Origin of the sequence: Sphingomonas sp. H160509 (genome assembly GCF_024124765.2) — a bacterium.
Taxonomy (GTDB): domain Bacteria; phylum Pseudomonadota; class Alphaproteobacteria; order Sphingomonadales; family Sphingomonadaceae; genus Sphingomonas.
Genome location: NZ_JAMXSR020000002.1, coordinates 3,786,241 through 3,803,470, shown reverse-complemented (window position 1 = coordinate 3,803,470; position 17,230 = coordinate 3,786,241). Strand labels below are relative to the sequence as shown.

Below are 17,230 nucleotides of genomic sequence, written 5' to 3'. Positions count from 1 at the left end.
GAAGCTTCATAGACTATCGGACGAACTTGGCCGCAAGCTCGACATGCGTCGACCAGCGGAACTGGCCGACGGGCTGGACCCAGTCGATCCGCCAGCCGGCGTCGCACAACTCCTTGGCATCGCGCGCGAAGCTGGCCGGATTGCACGAGACATAGGCGATCACCGGCGTCTTGCATTCCGCCAGCGCGGTCGCCTGTTCGCGCGCGCCGGAGCGTGGGGGATCGATCACCACCGCGTCGAAGCGGTCGAGTTCGGCGACCGTCAGCGGGCGGCGATAAAGATCGCGGTGCTCCGGGTAGACGGGCCGCTGGGTGCGGTGCGCGGCGGCCTTCAGCGAGCCGAGTGCGTCGCGCGCGCCTTCGGCCGCATAAACCTTCGCCGGGATCGCGAGCGTGAAGGTGCCGAGGCCGGCGAACAGGTCGGCCACAGTGCCGGGCTTGCCGATCGCTTCGAGCACGGCGGCGGTGAGCGCGGCTTCGCCATCCGGGGTCGCTTGCAGGAACGAGGCGGGCGGGAGCGGCACGGGGACGCCGCCGAGCGTGATCGTGACCGCGTCGGGCTCCCACCGCGTCTCGGGTCCGAGGCCGTCGTCGAACGCTACGCGGGCGATCTTGTGGTCCTCGCAGAATTTGGTCAGCGCTTCGGCGGCGGGCAGGCCTTCGGGGGCGAAGCCGGTGATCAGGATGTCCGCGCCCTGGTCGGCGAGCGTCAGGTGGATGTCGGCGCGGCGGCGGAAGTTTAGGCGCTTGAGCAGTTGGCGGAGCGGCTGGACGAGCGCGAAGAGGCGCGGATCGAGGATCCAGCATTCCTTGATGTCGACGATCGTGTGCGCTTTCTCGGCGGTGAAGCCGAGCGTGATCTTGCCCCCTTGGCCTCGGCGTGGAGCGTCGCGCGGCGGCGGCTGCGTTCGGGGAGATGTGGGGTTCGCGGATCGGCGCGGACAGGTCCTGGCCGTCGAGCGCGGAGGCGATGCGGTCGGTGACGAACTCGGCATAGGCCAGGTCGTCGAGATGCTGGAGCTGGCAGCCGCCGCAGGTCGGGAAATGCACGCAAGGGGGAGTCTGGTGGTGCGGGCCGGGGATCACGGTGCCGTCGGCGGCGAGCGTGTCGCCGGGTGCCGAGAAGGCGGCGTGGCGTCCGTCGGCGGTCATGCCGTCGCCGCGGGCCGCGACGCGGACGATGGTGTCGATATTCGTTTCAGAAGTCATAGCGACGCTCTGGCCGACCGGAGCGCTTCCGCCAAGTCGTCGGCGATGAAGGCAGGCCCCAATCGGCGGGCAGCGTCACCGTGGAGCCACACTCCGGCGGCCGCAGCCCCCAGTGGTTCGAGCCCGGCGGCGAGCATCGCGCCGATCGCGCCCGCCAGGACGTCGCCGGTGCCGGCGGTGGAAAGCCAGTCGCTGGCCCCTTGCGCGATGCGGACGCGCCCGTTGGGGGCGACAATGACGGTGTCGGCGCCTTTGAAGACGACGACAGCGTTGGCGCGGGTGGCGGCTTCACGCGCTCGGGTGATCTTGTCGGTGTCGGATTTGCCGAACAGCGCGTCGAACTCGCCGGCGTGCGGGGTGAGGATGACGTGGACTTTCAGGTCTTTGATCCGGTCGGGGTCGAGCAGGCGGAGGGCGTCGCCGTCGATGATCATGGGATGGCCTGCGTTTAGCGCCGCTTCAAGGCGGGCCTTGGCGGTATCGTCGCGGCCGAGGCCTGGGCCGATGACAAGCGCGCCGATGCGATCGTTAGACAACGCGTGATCGGAGAACGGTGTGCGGACGAGCGCGTGCGGGGGCCTCGGCTGTCGCCGAGCAGGGTTACGTAGCCGGCGCCTGCGCGCATCGCGGCGAGGGCTGCGAGGTCGGAGGCGCCGGACATGGTGCCGGCGACGATCGCGACCATGCCTCGCGTGTATTTGTGCGAGTCCGGGCCGGGGGTTGGGAGGCTTGGGGCTTTCAGGACTTCGGCCTGGCTGGCGGTAGGGACGCCGATGTCGAGGAGGCGGATCTGGCCGCAATAGCGCGCGGCGGGCTGGAGGAGGTGCGCTGGCTTTACGGCGCCGAGGGCGAGGGTGAGGTCGAAGACGGGGGGCGCGCTGAGGGCCTCGCCCGAATCGGTGGCGAGACCGCTGGGGAGGTCTACGGCGATGCTGAGCTGCGCGGCGTTCGCGAGGAAATGGAGACGCTCGACCACAGACCGTTCCCCCGCGGGCGCGGGGGCCCAGGATAGGCCGATAGGTGAGCCCTCGGGATTTAGCTGGGCCCCCGCGTCCGCGGGGGAACGGTCGGGGGTCGGTGTTGTACTGGCGTCGAGCGGCCGTGTCAGGCCGGTGCCGAACAGTGCGTCTACGAGGATCGGCGCGGGTTTTACCTCGGTCAGCGTTTCGACTGGCCCCTAGCCACCCTGCCCTCGCCGACTTCGCCGCGTCGGTCTTGGGCTCCGACAGCACCGCGAGCCTTACCGCAACGCCCATTTCCGCCAGCACGCGGGCCGCGACGTAGCCGTCGCCGCCGTTGTTGCCGGGGCCGCAGAGGATCAGGACTTCGTTCGTACCCGCGAGCCGGCGGACTACCTCAGCGATCGCGGTGCCGGCGCGCTCCATCAGCGTTTCTACCGAGATGCCAGTGGCGATTACGGCGTTTTCCGCTGCGCGCATTTCGGCGGCAGTGAGGACCGGCTGGCCTTCGATACCGATCATGATGGCTTGGCCGCGCCCTTGATGGTGGCCGGGAGCCGGTAGCGGCCGCCGCCGAGCGCGACCTCAATGCCGTCCCCACCCAAGACCGTGACCTTCGCCACCTCGGCGCCGTCCGCGGCGATCACGCCGCGACCGTCCTGCGTTACCAGCAACCGGCGGAAAGCACCGTCGGGATGGCGGATCGTCAGGATCAGCCCCTCCTTGCCCTGCGCCTGCTCGATCGTGCAGGTCGACGCGAACGCGGCGTCACCCTGCGCGCAGGCGATACGGCTGTCCCCCCGCGGTTTCGGTGCGCTGCTTTGCCGCGACCTGTTCGCTGCTCGGCTGCCCCCGCCCGCACGCTGAGAGCGGGAGCGAGAGAAGCGCGGCAACCGCCAGTATTCGCTTAGATATCCGCGTAGACATGGGTTTCGGCTGCCGCTCCAGGATGCGTGACGGCACCCTTGTACGCGGGGCCGACGGTCTTCGCATAGCGCCAGAGTGCGCCCGAGCCGTAATCGTTGGTGCGCGGCACCCATGCGGCGCGGCGCTCCGCCATCACGTCCTCCGGGCACGTCGAGGTCGATCGTGCCGGCCTCGGCGTCGATGTGGATGATGTCGCCGTTCTCGACTAGCGCGATCGGGCCACCGTCCGCTGCTTCGGGCCCGACATGGCCGATGCAGAAGCCACGCGTGCCGCCCGAGAAGCGCCCGTCGGTGATCAGCGCGACGCTTTCACCCATGCCCAGGCCGTAGAGCGCGGCGGTGGTCGACAGCATCTCGCGCATGCCGGGGCCGCCCTTGGGGCCTTCGTAGCGGATGACGATGACTTCGCCCTCGTTGATCTGGCGATTCTCGACCGCGGCGAAGGTGTCCTCCTCGCAATCGAACACTCGCGCGGGACCGCTGAACTGGAGGCGATGCATGCCGGCAACCTTCACGATCGCGCCATCGGGAGCGAGGCTGCCGCGCAGGCCCACGACGCCGCCGGTTGGGGTGAGCGGGGTCTTGATGTCGTAGATGACCTTCTGGTCAGGGTTCCACGTCACCTGGTCGATGTTCTCGCCGAGCGACTTGCCCGTCACCGTCAGGCAGTCGCCATTCAGGAAACCACCGGCGAGCATCGTCTTCATGAGCATGTAGACGCCGCCGGCTTCGTACATGTCCTTGGCGACGTACTTCCCACCGGGTTTGAGGTCCGCGATGTACGGCGTTGTCTTGAATATCTCGGCGACGTCGAACAGGTCGAATTCGATCCCGGCTTCGGACGCCATTGCGGGGAGATGCAGCGCGGCGTTGGTCGAACCACCGGTCGCGGCGACGACGCGCGCGGCGTTGATGAACGCCTCGCGCGTGCAGATGTCGCGCGGGCGGATATTGTCGGCGAGGCACTCCATGACCTGCGCACCGGCGGCGACAGCGATCTGTTCGCGCGTCGTGTAAGGAGCCGGCACCATGTTGCTGTTCGGGATCGACAAACCGATCGCTTCCGCGACGCAGGCCATCGTATTGGCGGTGTACTGGCCGCCGCATGCGCCGTGGCCGGGGCACGCGACCTTCTCGATCGCGTGGACTTCGGAGAGCGGGCACGCGCCGGCGGCGTATTTGCCGACGATCTCGAACACGTCGACGACGGTGACGTCGCGGTCTTGATACCGGCCCGGCAGGATTGAGCCGCCATAGACGAACACCGACGGGATGTTGAGGCGGAGCATCGCCATCATCATGCCGGGAAGCGACTTGTCGCAACCCGCGAACCCGACGAGCGCATCGTAGCAATGGCCGCGGACCGAGAGTTCGACCGAGTCGGCGATGACTTCGCGGCTCACGAGGCTGGCCTTCATGCCCTGATGACCCATCGCGATGCCGTCGGTAACGGTGATCGTGTTGAAGCGGCGCGGCATGCCGCCGCCCTGGATGACGCCCGCCTGCGCGGCATCGGCCTGCGCGTCGAGCGTGGTGTTGCAGGGTGCGGAGTTGTTGCCGGCGGACGCGAGCGCGACGAACGGGCGCGCGATCTGCTCCTCGTCGAGGCCCATCGCATAGTAATAGCTGCGGTGCGGGGGCGCGTTCTGGGCCAACGGAGACGTGGCGGCTCGGCAGGCGCGATTTATCGAATGTGCGGGTCATGGCGAACGCCTATGTCGCGGGAGAGGGTATTTGCGCAAGAGAGTTGCGAGGCTTACCGAGGAATTAGTGCGTGATCGCCATCAGCGCGATCAGCAAGACCATGATCCCGATCGTGATGACCAAGAGCGTTGCGAGGATTAGGAAGGTGCCGCTGTCATTGTCGAAAGCCCAGGCCAGAGCGGGGAGTGACAGGATCCCGAGCGCAACGGCAACACTGGTTCCGCCGAAACCATATCCCGCGACCAGTGCCAGCAGCATGGAGGAGAGCGTGACCGTCCGGGCTCGCGAAAGTCGCATCAGGTCTGACGTTGCAAATACATCGGAACGCAGCGTGAGGCTGAAACAGGGTTTGCGCAATCGGGGGGTATTGAGTCGCCGACGTGCTTCGTCCCGACCAGGTCAGGATCCAAGGTTACTCACGATGCGATACTTGGCTCTGGGTCCTGACCTTCGTCAGGATGACGGACAGAAAAGTCGGCCTCGTTCTCACCCCATCCCCAGTGGGAAAAGGCGTTATAGGCCTTCTAGGGCCTTCGCTACACCGTCCATCGTGAAGGGCTTCTGCAAACGTGGGCGGTCGCGAAATTCCGGGGCAACTCCATCGTCGCCGCCGCCGGTCGCGAAGACGAACGGGACGCCTCTTGCCGCCAATGCCTCGGCGACTGCGGTGCTCTTCTCGCCGCCACGCAGGTTCACGTCGAGGATCGCGCCGTCGACGCCGCCTTCTTCGATCCGCTTCAAGGCATCGGCGACGGTGTCGACCGAGCCTGCGACTCCCTTGTCCAATACCTCGAGGAAATCCTCCAGCATCATGGCGATCAACGGTTCGTCCTCGACGATGAGGATCTGTTGGGTAGCGGTCATATTTCTCGCATAGTCGGGATTGTTACGACTTGCCAACATCTTGTTCGAGTCAGCGTGCTGCAAGCACGTCTCGTGCCGCTTCAGCTAATTCCTGGACCGAGAAGGGTTTCGGCAGGAACGCAACGTTGTCGAGATCGATCGACTTGCGCAGCTGCTCCTCGGCATAGCCCGACATGAACAGGATCGGCAGGTCGGGGAATTTCTCGCGCGCGTGGCGTACCATCGTCGGGCCATCCATCTGCGGCATCACGACGTCGCTGATCAGCAGATCGGGCCGGCCGTGTTTCTCCAGCACTTCCAACGCGATCTCGCCGTTTTCTGCGGTCAACACTGTGTATCCCTGCCGCGTGAGCGCGCGCTCCGCGACGGCGCGGACCATGTCCTCGTCCTCGACCAGCAGGATCGTGCCCGTGCCCCACAGGTCGACCGGCTTCGGCGTCGGCTTGATGACCACGGGGCGAGTCGCGGCGGGGGCCGAATGGACCGGCAGGTACATCGAGAAGGTCGCGCCCTGCCCCGGCTTGCTGTCGGCGAAGATGTAGCCGCCGGACTGCTTGACGATGCCGTAGACGGTCGAGAGGCCGAGCCCGGTGCCCTTGCCGAATTCCTTGGTGGTGAAGAATGGCTCGAAGATCTTGGGCAGGACGTCGGGCGGAATGCCGGTGCCGGTGTCCTGGACGATCAGCGCGGTATAGTCGGCGACGGGGAGGATGTCGGATGCCATCTCGCGCACTTCGGACGCGGGGACGGCGCGCGTCGTGATCGTCAGCACACCGCCACCGCGCGCGTTCGCCGAGACGATCGCATCGCGCGCGTTTACCGCGAGGTTGACGACGACCTGTTCCAGCTGGCCGGGATCGGCGCGGACGGGGCCTAGATTGCGGCCGTGGGTCATGTCGAGGCGGACGTTCTCGCCCATCAGCCGCTTGAGCAGGTTGGACACCTCCGACACGACGTCGGGGAGCTGGAGAATCTGCGGGCGGAGCGTCTGCTGGCGCGAGAAGGCGAGCAGCTGGCGGGTCAGGCTGGCGGCGCGATTCGAGTTGGTGCGGACCTGCTGGATGTCGTCGTAATCGCTGTCGCCGGGCGAATGGCGCATGAGCATCAGGTCGCAGTGGCCGATGATCGCGGTGAGGATGTTGTTGAAATCATGCGCGACGCCGCCCGCGAGCTGGCCGACCGCCTGCATCTTGGTGGCCTGCGCCACCTCGCGCTTGAGGCGGCTCTCCTCGCTGTTGTCCTTCAGGCTGAGCAGGACCGCGGCATCGCCTGGGCCACGCGCGCCGGCGATGGTGAGCGCGACCGGCTCGTCGGGGTGGTCCTTGAGGCGGACCGCCATGTCGGCGGAGTGCGTCGCGCCGTTCGCGAACTTGCGGATCGCGTCGGCGACCGCGGCCTTGTCCTCGCGGACGACGAGGTCGCCCGGATAGAGCGGCGGCGCGACCGAATTGACGCCCGCGGCGCGCAGGAACGAGTCGTTCATCTGGAGGAAGCGGCCGTCGCGGTCGACCAACGCCATCCCGAACGGCATCATGCTGACGAGGCTGCGGACGTGCGCGGAGGCGCTGGCACCGAGCGCGGGGGCGTTCTCCTCCTCGTCGAGCAGCGCGACCAGCACGGGGGCGTCGTCGCCGTCGAGGAACGGGATCTGGAGGACGCGGAGCGGCGTGCCTTCGAGGCCTTCGCGTTCGAACCGGACGAGGCCGCGGCTGTCGGTGATGAGGAAGCGGGCGAAATCGCGACCTTCGATCGTATCGTATTCGTCGCCGCACGCCCTCGCGCGGAGTACGCGGTTGGCGGTGCGGACGCGGCCGTCGGGCGAGAGCAACGCGGCCATGATGCCACTGCCGCCGAGCCGGTCTCCGGTCGGGCCGGTCAGCAGCGCGGCGAGCGTCTCGGCGAGGTCGTGTTCCTGCGCGGTGACGAAGCGCCAGACGAGCATGTCGGCATCGTCGCCGGCGCGCGCGATCTGGGCGGAGAGGCAGACGTTGCGGGCGTTCAGCCGCTCGACCTGGGCGGTGCCGTCACGCCAGGCGGAGCGGCCGGCGTCGGCGAGCGCTGCGTTACCGGCTTCGTCGAGCGGCAGGCCGGGGGTGTCGGGAAGCCTTCGAACAGCGCTTCGTAGGCGTCGTTCGCGCAGACGAGCCGCCCGGCGCGGTCGGTGATCGCGAGGGCGTCGGTGCCGGCTTCGGCGACGGTACGCGTGAGGTCCCAGTCGACCGGCCGCGGCGCGTCCCTGGCGACGGGGTTGAGCAGGCGCCACGCGATCAGCGCGCCGATGACGATGACGGCGGCGGCGAAGAACCCGGCTGCGGCGATCCAGCTGCCGACGAGCAGCAGCACGATCGCGGCGGCGGCGACGCCCGAGGCAATGGCGACGAATGCTGCGTTGCGGGCGGGGGTGGGTAGAGCGAACGATGCCATTGCGGGGGAGTCATCCGCTGTTGCGGGGTGAGGCGTCAAGCGGGATGGTGGATTTGGAGGGACTGAGCTTGTCTCGCAGGCGGGAGACGGGAGGTGGGGGGGGCGGGCACTTCCCCTCGTGCCTCCGCTTGCGGACTAGCTCTCATACCGCCCCGGCGAAGGCCGGGGTCCAATTGGGGAACGTTGCTAACGAAAGACCGCGCTTCGTTACTGCGACCTTCCCAATTGGACCCCGGCCTTCGCCGGGGTGGTAGAGAAGGACACTTCAACCTTCTGCTCCCCCCGCGGAGGCGGGGGTCCAGGGTTACGGAGGATAGCGCTTGTGGCTCCTGGGCCCCCGCTTCCGCGGGGGAACTAGGGGTCACCGCTAAACCGTGTCGGCGGTCTTTCTGCTCCCCCTCCCTGGAAGGGGGGGTTGGGGGTGGGTCGGCCTGTTTGTGGACGATGCGTTTTACAAGCGGCCTACCCACCCCCTGCCCCTCCCTTTCAGGGAGGGGGGGACCGTTGGGGATTGGGCAGGCTTGGGCGCTTTCCTATGCGGGGGGCGTTGTCGTTTCTGTTCCCCCGTCGTCGCGAGGGACCAGCATTACCAGATCCGAACGCGCTGCTCCGGCGTCAGGTACAGCTTCTGCCCCGGCGTCGGCTTGTACGCCGCGTACCAGGGGGTCGAGGTTGCGCACGACCCACGCGCGCTGCTGCGACGGCGAATGAGGATCGGTCAGCAAGCGGTTGCGGAGATTGGCTTCGCGGTAGTTGCGACGCCAGACCTGCGCCCAGCCGAGATAGAAGCGCTGGTCGCCGGTGTAGCCGTCGAGGACCGGCGCGGCCTTGCCTCCCAATGCCGTGTGGTACGCGTCGTAGGCGACCGTCAGGCCGGCGAGATCGGCGATGTTCTCGCCCATCGTGAGCTGGCCCTTCACGTGCATGCCGGGGAGCGGTTCGTACGCGTCATACTGCGCGCCGAGCTTGCCGGTAAGCGCCTTGAAACCGGCGATGTCCTTGGCCGTCCACCAGTCGGTCAGCTGGCCCTTCGCATCGTATTTCGAACCCTGGTCGTCGAAATGATGGCTCAGCTCGTGGCCGATCACCGCGCCGATGCCGCCGTAATTGACCGCGTCGTCGGCCTTCGGGTCGAAGAAGGGCGGCTGCAGGATCGCGGCGGGGGAAGACGATCTCGACCATGCCGAAATTGGCGTAGGCGTTGACCGTCATCGGCGTCATGCCCCATTCCCAGCGCTGCAAGGGCTTGCCGAGCTTGGAGATATTGTCCTGGTGCTGCCATTCGTTCGCGCGCCATTCGTTGCCGAATGCATCGCCGGACGTGATCGTCAGGCCGGAGAAATCCTTCCACTGGCTGGGGTAGCCGATCTTGGGTGTGAATGCGGCGAGCTTGGCATGCGCCTTCACCTTGGTCTCGGGCGCCATCCATTCGAGCTTGTCGATCCGGCGGCCCATCGCGGCGAGCACGTTCTTGACGAGCTTGTCGGCCGCGGCCTTGGTCTCGGGCGGGAAATACTGCGCGACGTAGAGCTTGCTGACCTCGTCATCGAGCGCGCCGGAGGTGAACTGCACGCCGCGCTTCCAGCGGGCTTCCTGCTCCGGGCGTGCCGCCGAGGACGGTGCCGTAGAACGCGAACTGCTCGGCGTCGAACGCCTTGGGGAGGACGTCCGCATAGCCGTCGAGCGAGCGCAGGATCAGCTGGTCCTTGAGCACGCCGATCGGCGCGGTCGAGACGAGCTTGGCGATGCCGGTGATCGCCGAGGGCTGCGCGACGATGACGGTCGGGACGGGTGTGCCGATGCCCTTGAAATACGCGGCGAAATCGAAGCCGGGGGGCGCGCTTGGCGAGGTCGGCGACGGTCATCTTGTTGTAGGTCTTGGTGGCGTCGCGGCTGTCGACGCGGGTCCAGCTCACCTTGGCGATCTCGGTCTCGAACGCGAGCAGCGCGGTGGCACGTGCCTCGGCATTGGGTTCGCCGGCGAGGGTGAGCATCTTGACGATGTGGGCGCGGTAGGCGTTGCGTGCTTCGACCAGCTTGGCGTCGGTGCTGAGGTAGTAATCGCGGTCGGGGAGGCCGAGGCCGGACTGGCCGAGCGAGAGCGCGTATTGCTCAGGCGACTTGTCGTCCTGGCCGACGCCGCCGCCGAACGGGCCGCCGATGCCGGCGCGGTCCGCTTCGGCGAGGAGCGCGGGATAGCCGGCGCGGTCGTTCAGCGCGGCGATCTTCGACAGCCAGGGCTTGATCGGGGCTAGGCCCTTGCCTTCGATCGTGCCGGTGTCGAGGAAGGTCGCGTAGGCGCGGCCGATCTTCGAGTTCGGGTCCTTCGCGGCGGTGTCGAGAATACCGCGGGTGCGCGTATCGGACAGGTCGGACAGGAGGTTGAACGAGCCGTAGTTCGACTTGTCGGCGGGGATCGGGGTGGTCTTCGCCCAGTTGCCGTTGGCGAAGCTGTAGAAGTCGTCACCGGGCTGGACGGACTTGTCCATGCCCTTCTCGTCGAAACCGAACGTGCCGTATTGCGCGCCGGTCGGGGCGGCGGGAGCGGGCTTCGGTTCAGAGGTTTGCGAGATGGCGGCGGTGACGCCGGTGATGGCGGTTGCGGCGAGGAGGCCGGCGACGATGAAGGACTTCATGTTTCTCTCCAAACTTCGTCATCCTGACGAAAGTCAGGATCCAGAGCCGACAGCGCGACGTGCGTGGCTCTGGATCCTGGGTCGAGCCCAGGATGACGGGGCTCTGTTGGGCGGTGTTTGTTACCAGATACGAACGCGGTTGGCGGGGGCGAGGTAGCTGGCCTCGCCGGGCTTGGCGCCGAACGCGGCGTACCAGGGATCGAGGTTGCGGACCGTGAGGACGCGCTGGTGGCCCGGCGAATGCGGGTCGGACAGCAACGTCTGCTGGAGCGCGGCGTCGCGGAACTTGGTGCGCCAGACGCCGGCCCAGCCGTAATAGAAGCGCTGGTCGCCGGTCGTGCCATCGATGATCGGCGCCTGCTTGCCGCCAAGCGACTTGTGGTACGCGTCGTAGGCGACCGTAAGGCCCGCCAAGTCGGCGATGTTCTCACCGAGCGTCAGGCCACCCTGGATGTGCTGGCCGGGGAGCGGTTCGTACGCGTCATACTGCTTCACGAGCGCGTCGGTGAACACCTTGAAGCGCGCGACGTCCTGCGGCGTCCACCAGTCGGTGAGCTTGCCGTTGAGATCGTATTTGCGGCCCTGGTCGTCGAAATGGTGGCTGATCTCGTGACCGATCACCGCGCCGATACCGCCGTAATTGACCGCCGGGTCCGCCTTCGGATCGAAGAACGGCGGCTGGAGGATCGCGGCCGGGAAGACGACCTCGTTCATCGTCGGATTGGCGTAGGCGTTGATCGTCATCGGCGTCATGAACCACTCGGCCCGATCGATCGGCTGGCCGAGCTTCTTCAGGTCGCGGTCGTATTCGAACGCGTTGGCGCGCGACACGTTACCGACGAGATCGCCGCGCTGGATCTGCAGCGCCGAATAGTCGCGCCACTTGTCCGGATAGCCGATCTTCGGGGTGAAGGCGGCAAGCTTGGCGAGCGCCTTGGTCTTGGTCTCGGGCGCCATCCATTCGAGGTTCCGGAGACGCTCGCCCATCGCGGCGATGACGTTCTTGACGAGATCGTCCGCCGCGGCCTTCGACGCGGGTGGGAAATACTTCGCCACGTATTGCTGGCCGATCGCCTCGCCCATCGCGCCCGACACGGTCGAGACGCCGCGCTTCCAGCGGACCTGCTGCTCGGGCGTGCCCGACAGCGTGGTGCCGTAGAAGGCGAAGTTGGTCTTGTCGAAATCGCTCGAGAGATACGGCGCGTACGAGCGCAGCACCTTGAGCATCGCATAGTCCTGCAGGACGTTGACGGGCGTGTCAGCGAAGACCTTCGCCTCGCCGGTCACCGCGCTCGGCTGTGCGACGAGGTAGAACGGACGACCCGTGACGCCCATCGCGGTCATGTACTGCGCCCAGGGGAAGTTCGGCGCCTTCGCGGCGAAGTCGGCGGCGGTCCATTTGTTGTAGGTCTTGTCGGCGTCGCGGCTCTCGATCCGCGTCCAGTGCGCGGTGGCGAGGCCCTTCTCCATGTTGAAGACGGCGGCGGCGCGGGTGGCGGCGTTGGGCTCGCCGGCGAGCGTGAGCATCCGCGTCAGATACGCCTGGTACGCGGTGCGGATCGTGGCGAGCTTCGCGTCGTCCTTGAGGTAATAGTCGCGGTCGGGGAGGCCGATGCCGCTCTGGCCGAGGCTCACGACGTAGGTGGTCGGGTCCTTGTCGTCCTGCTGCACGCCGACGCCGACGAGGCCGCCGACGCCCATGCGCTGGAGCTTGGCGATCTCGGTGACGAGCGCGGTCTTGTCCTTGGTCGCCTTCAGCGCGGCGAGCATCGGCTTGACGGGGGTTGCACCCTTCGCGTTGACCGCGGCCTCGTCCATGAAGCTGGAATAGAAATCGCCGACCTTGTCGCCGGGCGTCTTCGCGGAAACGTCGAGGATCGTGCGAGTGCGTTCGAGCGACAGGTCCTGCAGGACGTGGAACATGCCGTAGGACGAGCGATCTGCGGGGATCGGCGTGGTCTTCACCCAGCCACCGTTCGCGTAGTCGAAGAAGTCGGTGCCCGGCGTCACGCTGGTATCGCGGCCCGTCATGTCGAAGCCGAAGTCGCCGATTTGTGGCTTGTTGGCATCCTTGGCGGCGACGGGGCCCTTCGCGGCCTTTGCGAGCGTCGGCGACGGGGTGTTGGTCTGGGCGAAAGCCGATGCGGCGGACGCGAGCAAGATCACGGTAACAATCGACTTACGCATCAAGAACCTCGGAAAAGATCTTCAGGATGCGGTGTGTTCTACGCCGATAGGACGGTCCGTCAATTCGGGTAGGTCAATATTAGTGACGATTGTTACGATCCACGATTGTCGTGGCGATTGCGCCACTTGCGCGCGATCCACAATCGCCAGCCGAGCGCACTGAGCGCATAGCCGCCGACCGAACACACGACCGTGATGACCAGCAGGCCCAGCGCAGTGGCGGGCCCCGCCTGCATCAGCCACGGGATCCATTCGGTGCGCGCTGCGGCATCCGCGACGGGCTGGCCGGGGACATGCGCGTCGAGGCGGAGCAGCGACGAGCCGATCCAATAGGCTGCGATCCAGAGCGGCGGGGTGGTCAGCGGATTGGTGATGAAGGTCGTGAGCGCGGCGGTCGGCACGTTGGCGCGGAACGGCAGCGCGAAGATCGCTGCGACGGGCGTCTGCGCGACCGGGATCAGGATGCCCGCGACCATGCCCAGCGCGACGCCACGCGGGACCGAGCGGCGCGTGAAACGCCACAGTTCGGGCGCGAGCACGCGGTGCGCGACCGGGCGGAGGAGACGGTTGCGCTCCATCGATTCGCGGGTCGGCAAGTTGCGATGCGACCACGCCGCGAGGCGCCCGAAGATACTGCCCGGCGCCTTCGACACAGGCTATCCGCGATCCCGCATGATCCGGCCCTGCTCGCGCTTCCAGTCCTGTTCCTTCACCGAGTCGCGCTTGTCGTGGTTCTGCTTGCCCTTGGCGAGCGCCAGTTCGATCTTCGCGCAGCCCTTCGAATTGAAGTAGATCATCAGCGGCACGAGCGTCATGCCCTGGCGCGCGACCGCCCCGAACATCTTGTTGATCTCGCGCTCGTGCAGCAGCAATTTGCGCGGCCGCTTGGGCTCGTGGTTGAAGCGGTTGCCGTGGCTGAATTCGGGAATGTTCGAGTTCACCAGGACGACGTTCTTGCCCTTCACCTCGGCATAGGCCTCGGCGATCGAGCCCTCGCCGCCGCGCAGCGCCTTCACCTCGGTGCCGGTGAGCGCGATGCCTGCCTCGAACACCTGCTCGATGTAATAATCATACCGCGCGCGCCGGTTCTCGGCGACGATCTTGGTCTTCTCGAAGGTCGGGGGTTTGGGACGTGCCATGGGACGCGCGGTGTAGGGGGTCGCGAGGCTTAGGGGAAGCGGTGGTGGTCGTTATTAGATGTCGTCATTCTTCGCCCCTCCCTGAAAGGGAGGGGGGTTGGGGTGGGTCGGGTTCCGCATATTCGAACCATCGGGGCTCAAGCTGGCCGACCCACCCCCTGCCCCCTCCCTTTCAGGGAGGGGGGACCGTTGCGGCTTGGTCAGATGAGGCGGGCGTGTTCAAGCGCTGCGTCGACGGCAGCGCGCGAGGCCTCACCGGCGGGGGGTCATCGGCAGGCGGAGCGTCTCCGGGAAGTCAGCCCGCACCTTGGTCATCGCGTACTTTACCGGGCCCGGCGAGGCGTCGGTGAACAGCGCTTCGTGCAACGGGTAGAGCTTATCCTGATAGGCCAGCGCCTTGACGAAATCGCCGGCCTGGCACGCCGCCTGGAACTCCGCACAGAGCTTCGGCGCGACGTTGGCGCTTACCGAGATGCAGCCGGTGCCGCCCATGACGTTGAACGCCAGCGCCATATCGTCATTGCCCGACAGCTGGCAGAAATCCGGCCCGCACGACGCGCGGTGCTGCGAGACGCGGGCGAGCACGCCGCTGGCATCCTTCACGCCGACGAACACGTCCGGGAACGCCGCGACGATCCGCGCCAAGGTCGCTGGCTGGATGTCGGTCACCGTCCGCGCGGGTACGTTGTAGAGGATGATCGGCAGCGGAGTCGACGTCGCGAGCGCCTCGAAATGGCGGAAGATCCCCTCCTGCCCCGGCCGGTTGTAATAAGGCGGCACCATCAGCGCGGCATCTGCACCGGCCTCTTTAGCGGCGCGCAAATTGGCGGACGCGACGCGCGTATCGTTCGAGCCCGCGCCGGCGATGACAGGCACGCGGCCCTTCGCCTGGTCGACGCACACGCGGACGACGTGGAAATGCTCGTCGTACGACAGGGTCGCCGCCTCGCCGGTCGTCCCGCACGCGACCAGCCCCGACGAGCCCTCGACGATCTGCCATTCTATGAAGTCGCGATAGGCGGGTTCGTCGAAGCTGCCGTCGGCGGCGAACGGCGTGACGAGCGCCGGAATAGATCCTGAAAACATGCGGTAGCCTGCGGTCCTGTTGCGCCGGATGTCTTGCAAAATCCGGATTTCGTTCAGGACAGATACGGGTTCGAGGCGTATGCTGTCCACATGGTAGCATCGATGTTTAAAACGAGCCTTCTCCTTGCAGTCGTGGCGGGGACGGTCGCCGCGTCGGGAGGCGGGCAGCAGACGCTGGATCGCTACAGCACGCAATTGGCCAATATGGGCCCCAACGCGCAGCCGATGGCGACGGACGGCGCGATCGCTTCCACCATCGCGCAGTGGCGAGCGTTGCAGCAGACCGATGCGCTGCCGTTCGACAGCTATGCGGGCTTCCTGATGGCGCATCCGGGCTGGCCTAACGAGACGGCCAACCGGCGTGCGGCGGAGCGCAAGGCGGCGACCGGATCGCCGACAAGCGTCGTCGCGTTTTTCCGTCGTTACCCGCCGCAGTCCGCGTCGGGCGGCGTTGCCTATGCGCGGGCTTTGCAGGCGACGGGCGCGCGGGATCAGGCATATGCGGCGGTAAGGACGGCTTGGCGGAGCAGCGGCCTGACGCCGACCGACGAGGCGATGGTCGTGTCGGGCTTTCCGGGTGCGCTGACGCCGGATGATCAGGATGCGCGGATGGATGCGCTGTTGTGGGCGGGCCAGACCGGCGCGGCGCAGCGGCAATTGGTGTGGACGAGCGCGGCGCGGCGGCCGATCTTCGAGGCGCGGCTGGCGTTTCGGACGAATGCGCCGAACGCGTCGGATATCTCGGCCTCGACGCAAACCTTGTATGCGAACGATGCGGGGTATGTCGCGGACCGGGCGCAGTGGTTGCGCAATTCGGGCGCGAGCCCGTCGGCGCGTGCATGGCTGGCGCGGCCTCGGTCATTGGTGACTCGGCCGGGCAATGCGGCGGAATGGTATGAGGTGCTCGTCACCAACGCGAACGGCGCGGCGAACGACGGGCAGTATCAGGTCGCCTATGACATCGCGCGGCAGATCGACGACGCGTATCCCTATGGCGCGGACATCGCGGCGAAATCCTATGCCGAGCGCGACGAATATACCAACCTCGCCTGGCTCGGCGGTCGGGTAGCGATGAAGCAGCTCGGGCGGCCGGCGGATGCGATGACGCTGTTCGACCGGTATGCAAAGGGGTCGCGCTCGCCACAGGTGCGGTCGAAGGGGTATTATTGGGCGGGGCGTGCGGCGGAGGCGGCCGGGTTGGCGCCTCAGGCGGCGGCGTTCTACGGCCAGGCGGCGGGGTACCGCGATCAATATTATGGGCAGTTGGCGAACGAGCGGACCGGGCGGGCTCTGGTTGCGCCGCCTTCGGTCGCTTCGGTAGCGATCGATCCGGCGACGCGCGCGGCGTTCGACCGGCGCGAGACGGTGCGCGCGGTGAAGTTCCTCGGGCAGATCGGCGACTGGCAGGACCAGACCGCGTTCATCCGCCAGATCGCAGCGGATGCGACGACCGATACCGATCACCTGCTCGCTGCCGAACTGTCGAAGAGCATCAACCGGCCCGACCTGGGCGTGATGGTCGGACGCAGTGCGCTGGCGAACGGGCTCAGTGATTATTCCGCGGTGGGCTTCCCGATGGTGGCGGTGCCGGCGGGGTATGAGGATAACTGGACGATCATCCACGCGATCTCGCGGCAGGAGAGCCAGTTCGATCGTGCCGCCGTCTCGCATGCCGGTGCGCGTGGGCTGATGCAGTTGATGCCGGCGACCGCACGCGAGCAGTCGGGCAAGATCGGGCTGGCGTATAATCAGGCCGCGCTGACGACCGATCCGAACATGTCGATCATGCTCGGGTCGAGCTATTTCCAGCGGGTCTACGCCAATTACGGCAGTTATCCGCTGGCGGTGGCGGCGTATAATGCGGGCGGCGGCAATGTGAACAAATGGCTCCGCGCGAACGGCGATCCGCGGACCGGGGCTGTGGACATGGTCGATTGGGTCGAGGCGATCCCGTACCAGGAGACGCGCAACTATGTGCAGCGCGTGCTTGAGAATGCGGTGGTGTACGACCTGATGAACCCCGCGCGGGCGAAGAGCCGGGGGGCGGCGCGGTTGTCGTGGTATCTGGGGAAGAACCGGCCGGGTTGAGCTGTTCT

8 protein-coding genes and 5 pseudogenes are annotated in these 17,230 nt (G+C 67.0%); 1 reads left to right on the top strand and 12 read right to left on the bottom strand.

Annotation, left to right across the window (positions count from 1 at the left end):
• Positions 1-13: 13 nt before the first annotated feature.
• From NHF48_RS20580 to dapA, 12 genes and pseudogenes are all read right to left on the bottom strand, one after another.
• Positions 14-1,208: pseudogene (locus tag NHF48_RS20580) on the bottom strand (class I SAM-dependent RNA methyltransferase).
• Positions 1,205-2,593, bottom strand: coding sequence for an NAD(P)H-hydrate dehydratase (locus NHF48_RS25460; RefSeq protein WP_342454766.1), 1,389 nt, complete (start codon positions 2,591-2,593; stop codon positions 1,205-1,207). The pseudogene NHF48_RS20580 and the gene NHF48_RS25460 overlap by 4 nt, the downstream one beginning before the upstream one ends.
• 92 nt (positions 2,594-2,685) lie before the next feature.
• The gene (locus tag NHF48_RS20560) at positions 2,686-3,060 is read right to left on the bottom strand and encodes a hypothetical protein (RefSeq protein WP_253072161.1); all 375 of its coding nucleotides are present in this window, start codon (positions 3,058-3,060) and stop codon (positions 2,686-2,688) included.
• A 14-nt stretch (positions 3,061-3,074) separates the two neighbouring features.
• A pseudogene (gene ilvD / locus NHF48_RS20555) lies at positions 3,075-4,798 on the bottom strand (dihydroxy-acid dehydratase).
• Between the two features lie 63 nt (positions 4,799-4,861).
• Entirely contained in the window at positions 4,862-5,095 is a 234-nt protein-coding gene (locus NHF48_RS20550; protein ID WP_253072160.1) for a hypothetical protein, read from the bottom strand.
• A 216-nt stretch (positions 5,096-5,311) separates the two neighbouring features.
• Complete coding sequence (locus NHF48_RS20545) at positions 5,312-5,662, bottom strand: response regulator (protein WP_056062573.1); 351 nt, start codon at positions 5,660-5,662, stop codon at positions 5,312-5,314.
• A 49-nt stretch (positions 5,663-5,711) separates the two neighbouring features.
• Positions 5,712-8,086, bottom strand: a pseudogene (locus tag NHF48_RS20540) (response regulator).
• A gap of 586 nt (positions 8,087-8,672) precedes the next feature.
• Positions 8,673-10,722 (bottom strand): annotated as a pseudogene (locus tag NHF48_RS20535) (M13 family metallopeptidase).
• A 120-nt stretch (positions 10,723-10,842) separates the two neighbouring features.
• Positions 10,843-12,909, bottom strand: coding sequence for a M13 family metallopeptidase (locus NHF48_RS20530; protein WP_253072159.1), 2,067 nt, complete (start codon positions 12,907-12,909; stop codon positions 10,843-10,845).
• 92 nt (positions 12,910-13,001) lie between these two features.
• Complete coding sequence (locus tag NHF48_RS20525; protein WP_107963017.1) at positions 13,002-13,487, bottom strand: DUF2062 domain-containing protein; 486 nt, start codon at positions 13,485-13,487, stop codon at positions 13,002-13,004.
• A gap of 78 nt (positions 13,488-13,565) precedes the next feature.
• Positions 13,566-14,048, bottom strand: coding sequence for an SsrA-binding protein SmpB (gene smpB / locus NHF48_RS20520; protein ID WP_253072158.1), 483 nt, complete (start codon positions 14,046-14,048; stop codon positions 13,566-13,568).
• 200 nt (positions 14,049-14,248) lie between these two features.
• Positions 14,249-15,134 (bottom strand): annotated as a pseudogene (dapA, locus tag NHF48_RS20515) (4-hydroxy-tetrahydrodipicolinate synthase).
• Between the two features lie 102 nt (positions 15,135-15,236).
• On the opposite strand from dapA, the gene NHF48_RS20510 reads away from it, so the two are divergent.
• Positions 15,237-17,222, top strand: coding sequence for a lytic transglycosylase domain-containing protein (locus NHF48_RS20510; protein WP_446741185.1), 1,986 nt, complete (start codon positions 15,237-15,239; stop codon positions 17,220-17,222).
• The last annotated feature ends 8 nt before the right edge of the window (positions 17,223-17,230 follow it).

Excerpts from the sequence above, each read along its gene's own strand:
- NHF48_RS25460 (WP_342454766.1), bottom strand. The coding sequence starts at position 2,593 with ATGGAGCGCGCCGGCACCGCGATCGCTGAGGTAGTCCGCCGGCTCGCG.
- NHF48_RS20550 (WP_253072160.1), bottom strand. The coding sequence starts at position 5,095 with ATGCGACTTTCGCGAGCCCGGACGGTCACGCTCTCCTCCATGCTGCTG.
- NHF48_RS20545 (WP_056062573.1), bottom strand. The coding sequence starts at position 5,662 with ATGACCGCTACCCAACAGATCCTCATCGTCGAGGACGAACCGTTGATC.
- NHF48_RS20530 (WP_253072159.1), bottom strand. The coding sequence starts at position 12,909 with ATGCGTAAGTCGATTGTTACCGTGATCTTGCTCGCGTCCGCCGCATCG.
- NHF48_RS20525 (WP_107963017.1), bottom strand. The coding sequence starts at position 13,487 with ATGGAGCGCAACCGTCTCCTCCGCCCGGTCGCGCACCGCGTGCTCGCG.
- smpB (WP_253072158.1), bottom strand. The coding sequence starts at position 14,048 with ATGGCACGTCCCAAACCCCCGACCTTCGAGAAGACCAAGATCGTCGCC.
- NHF48_RS20510 (WP_446741185.1), top strand. The coding sequence starts at position 15,237 with ATGTTTAAAACGAGCCTTCTCCTTGCAGTCGTGGCGGGGACGGTCGCC.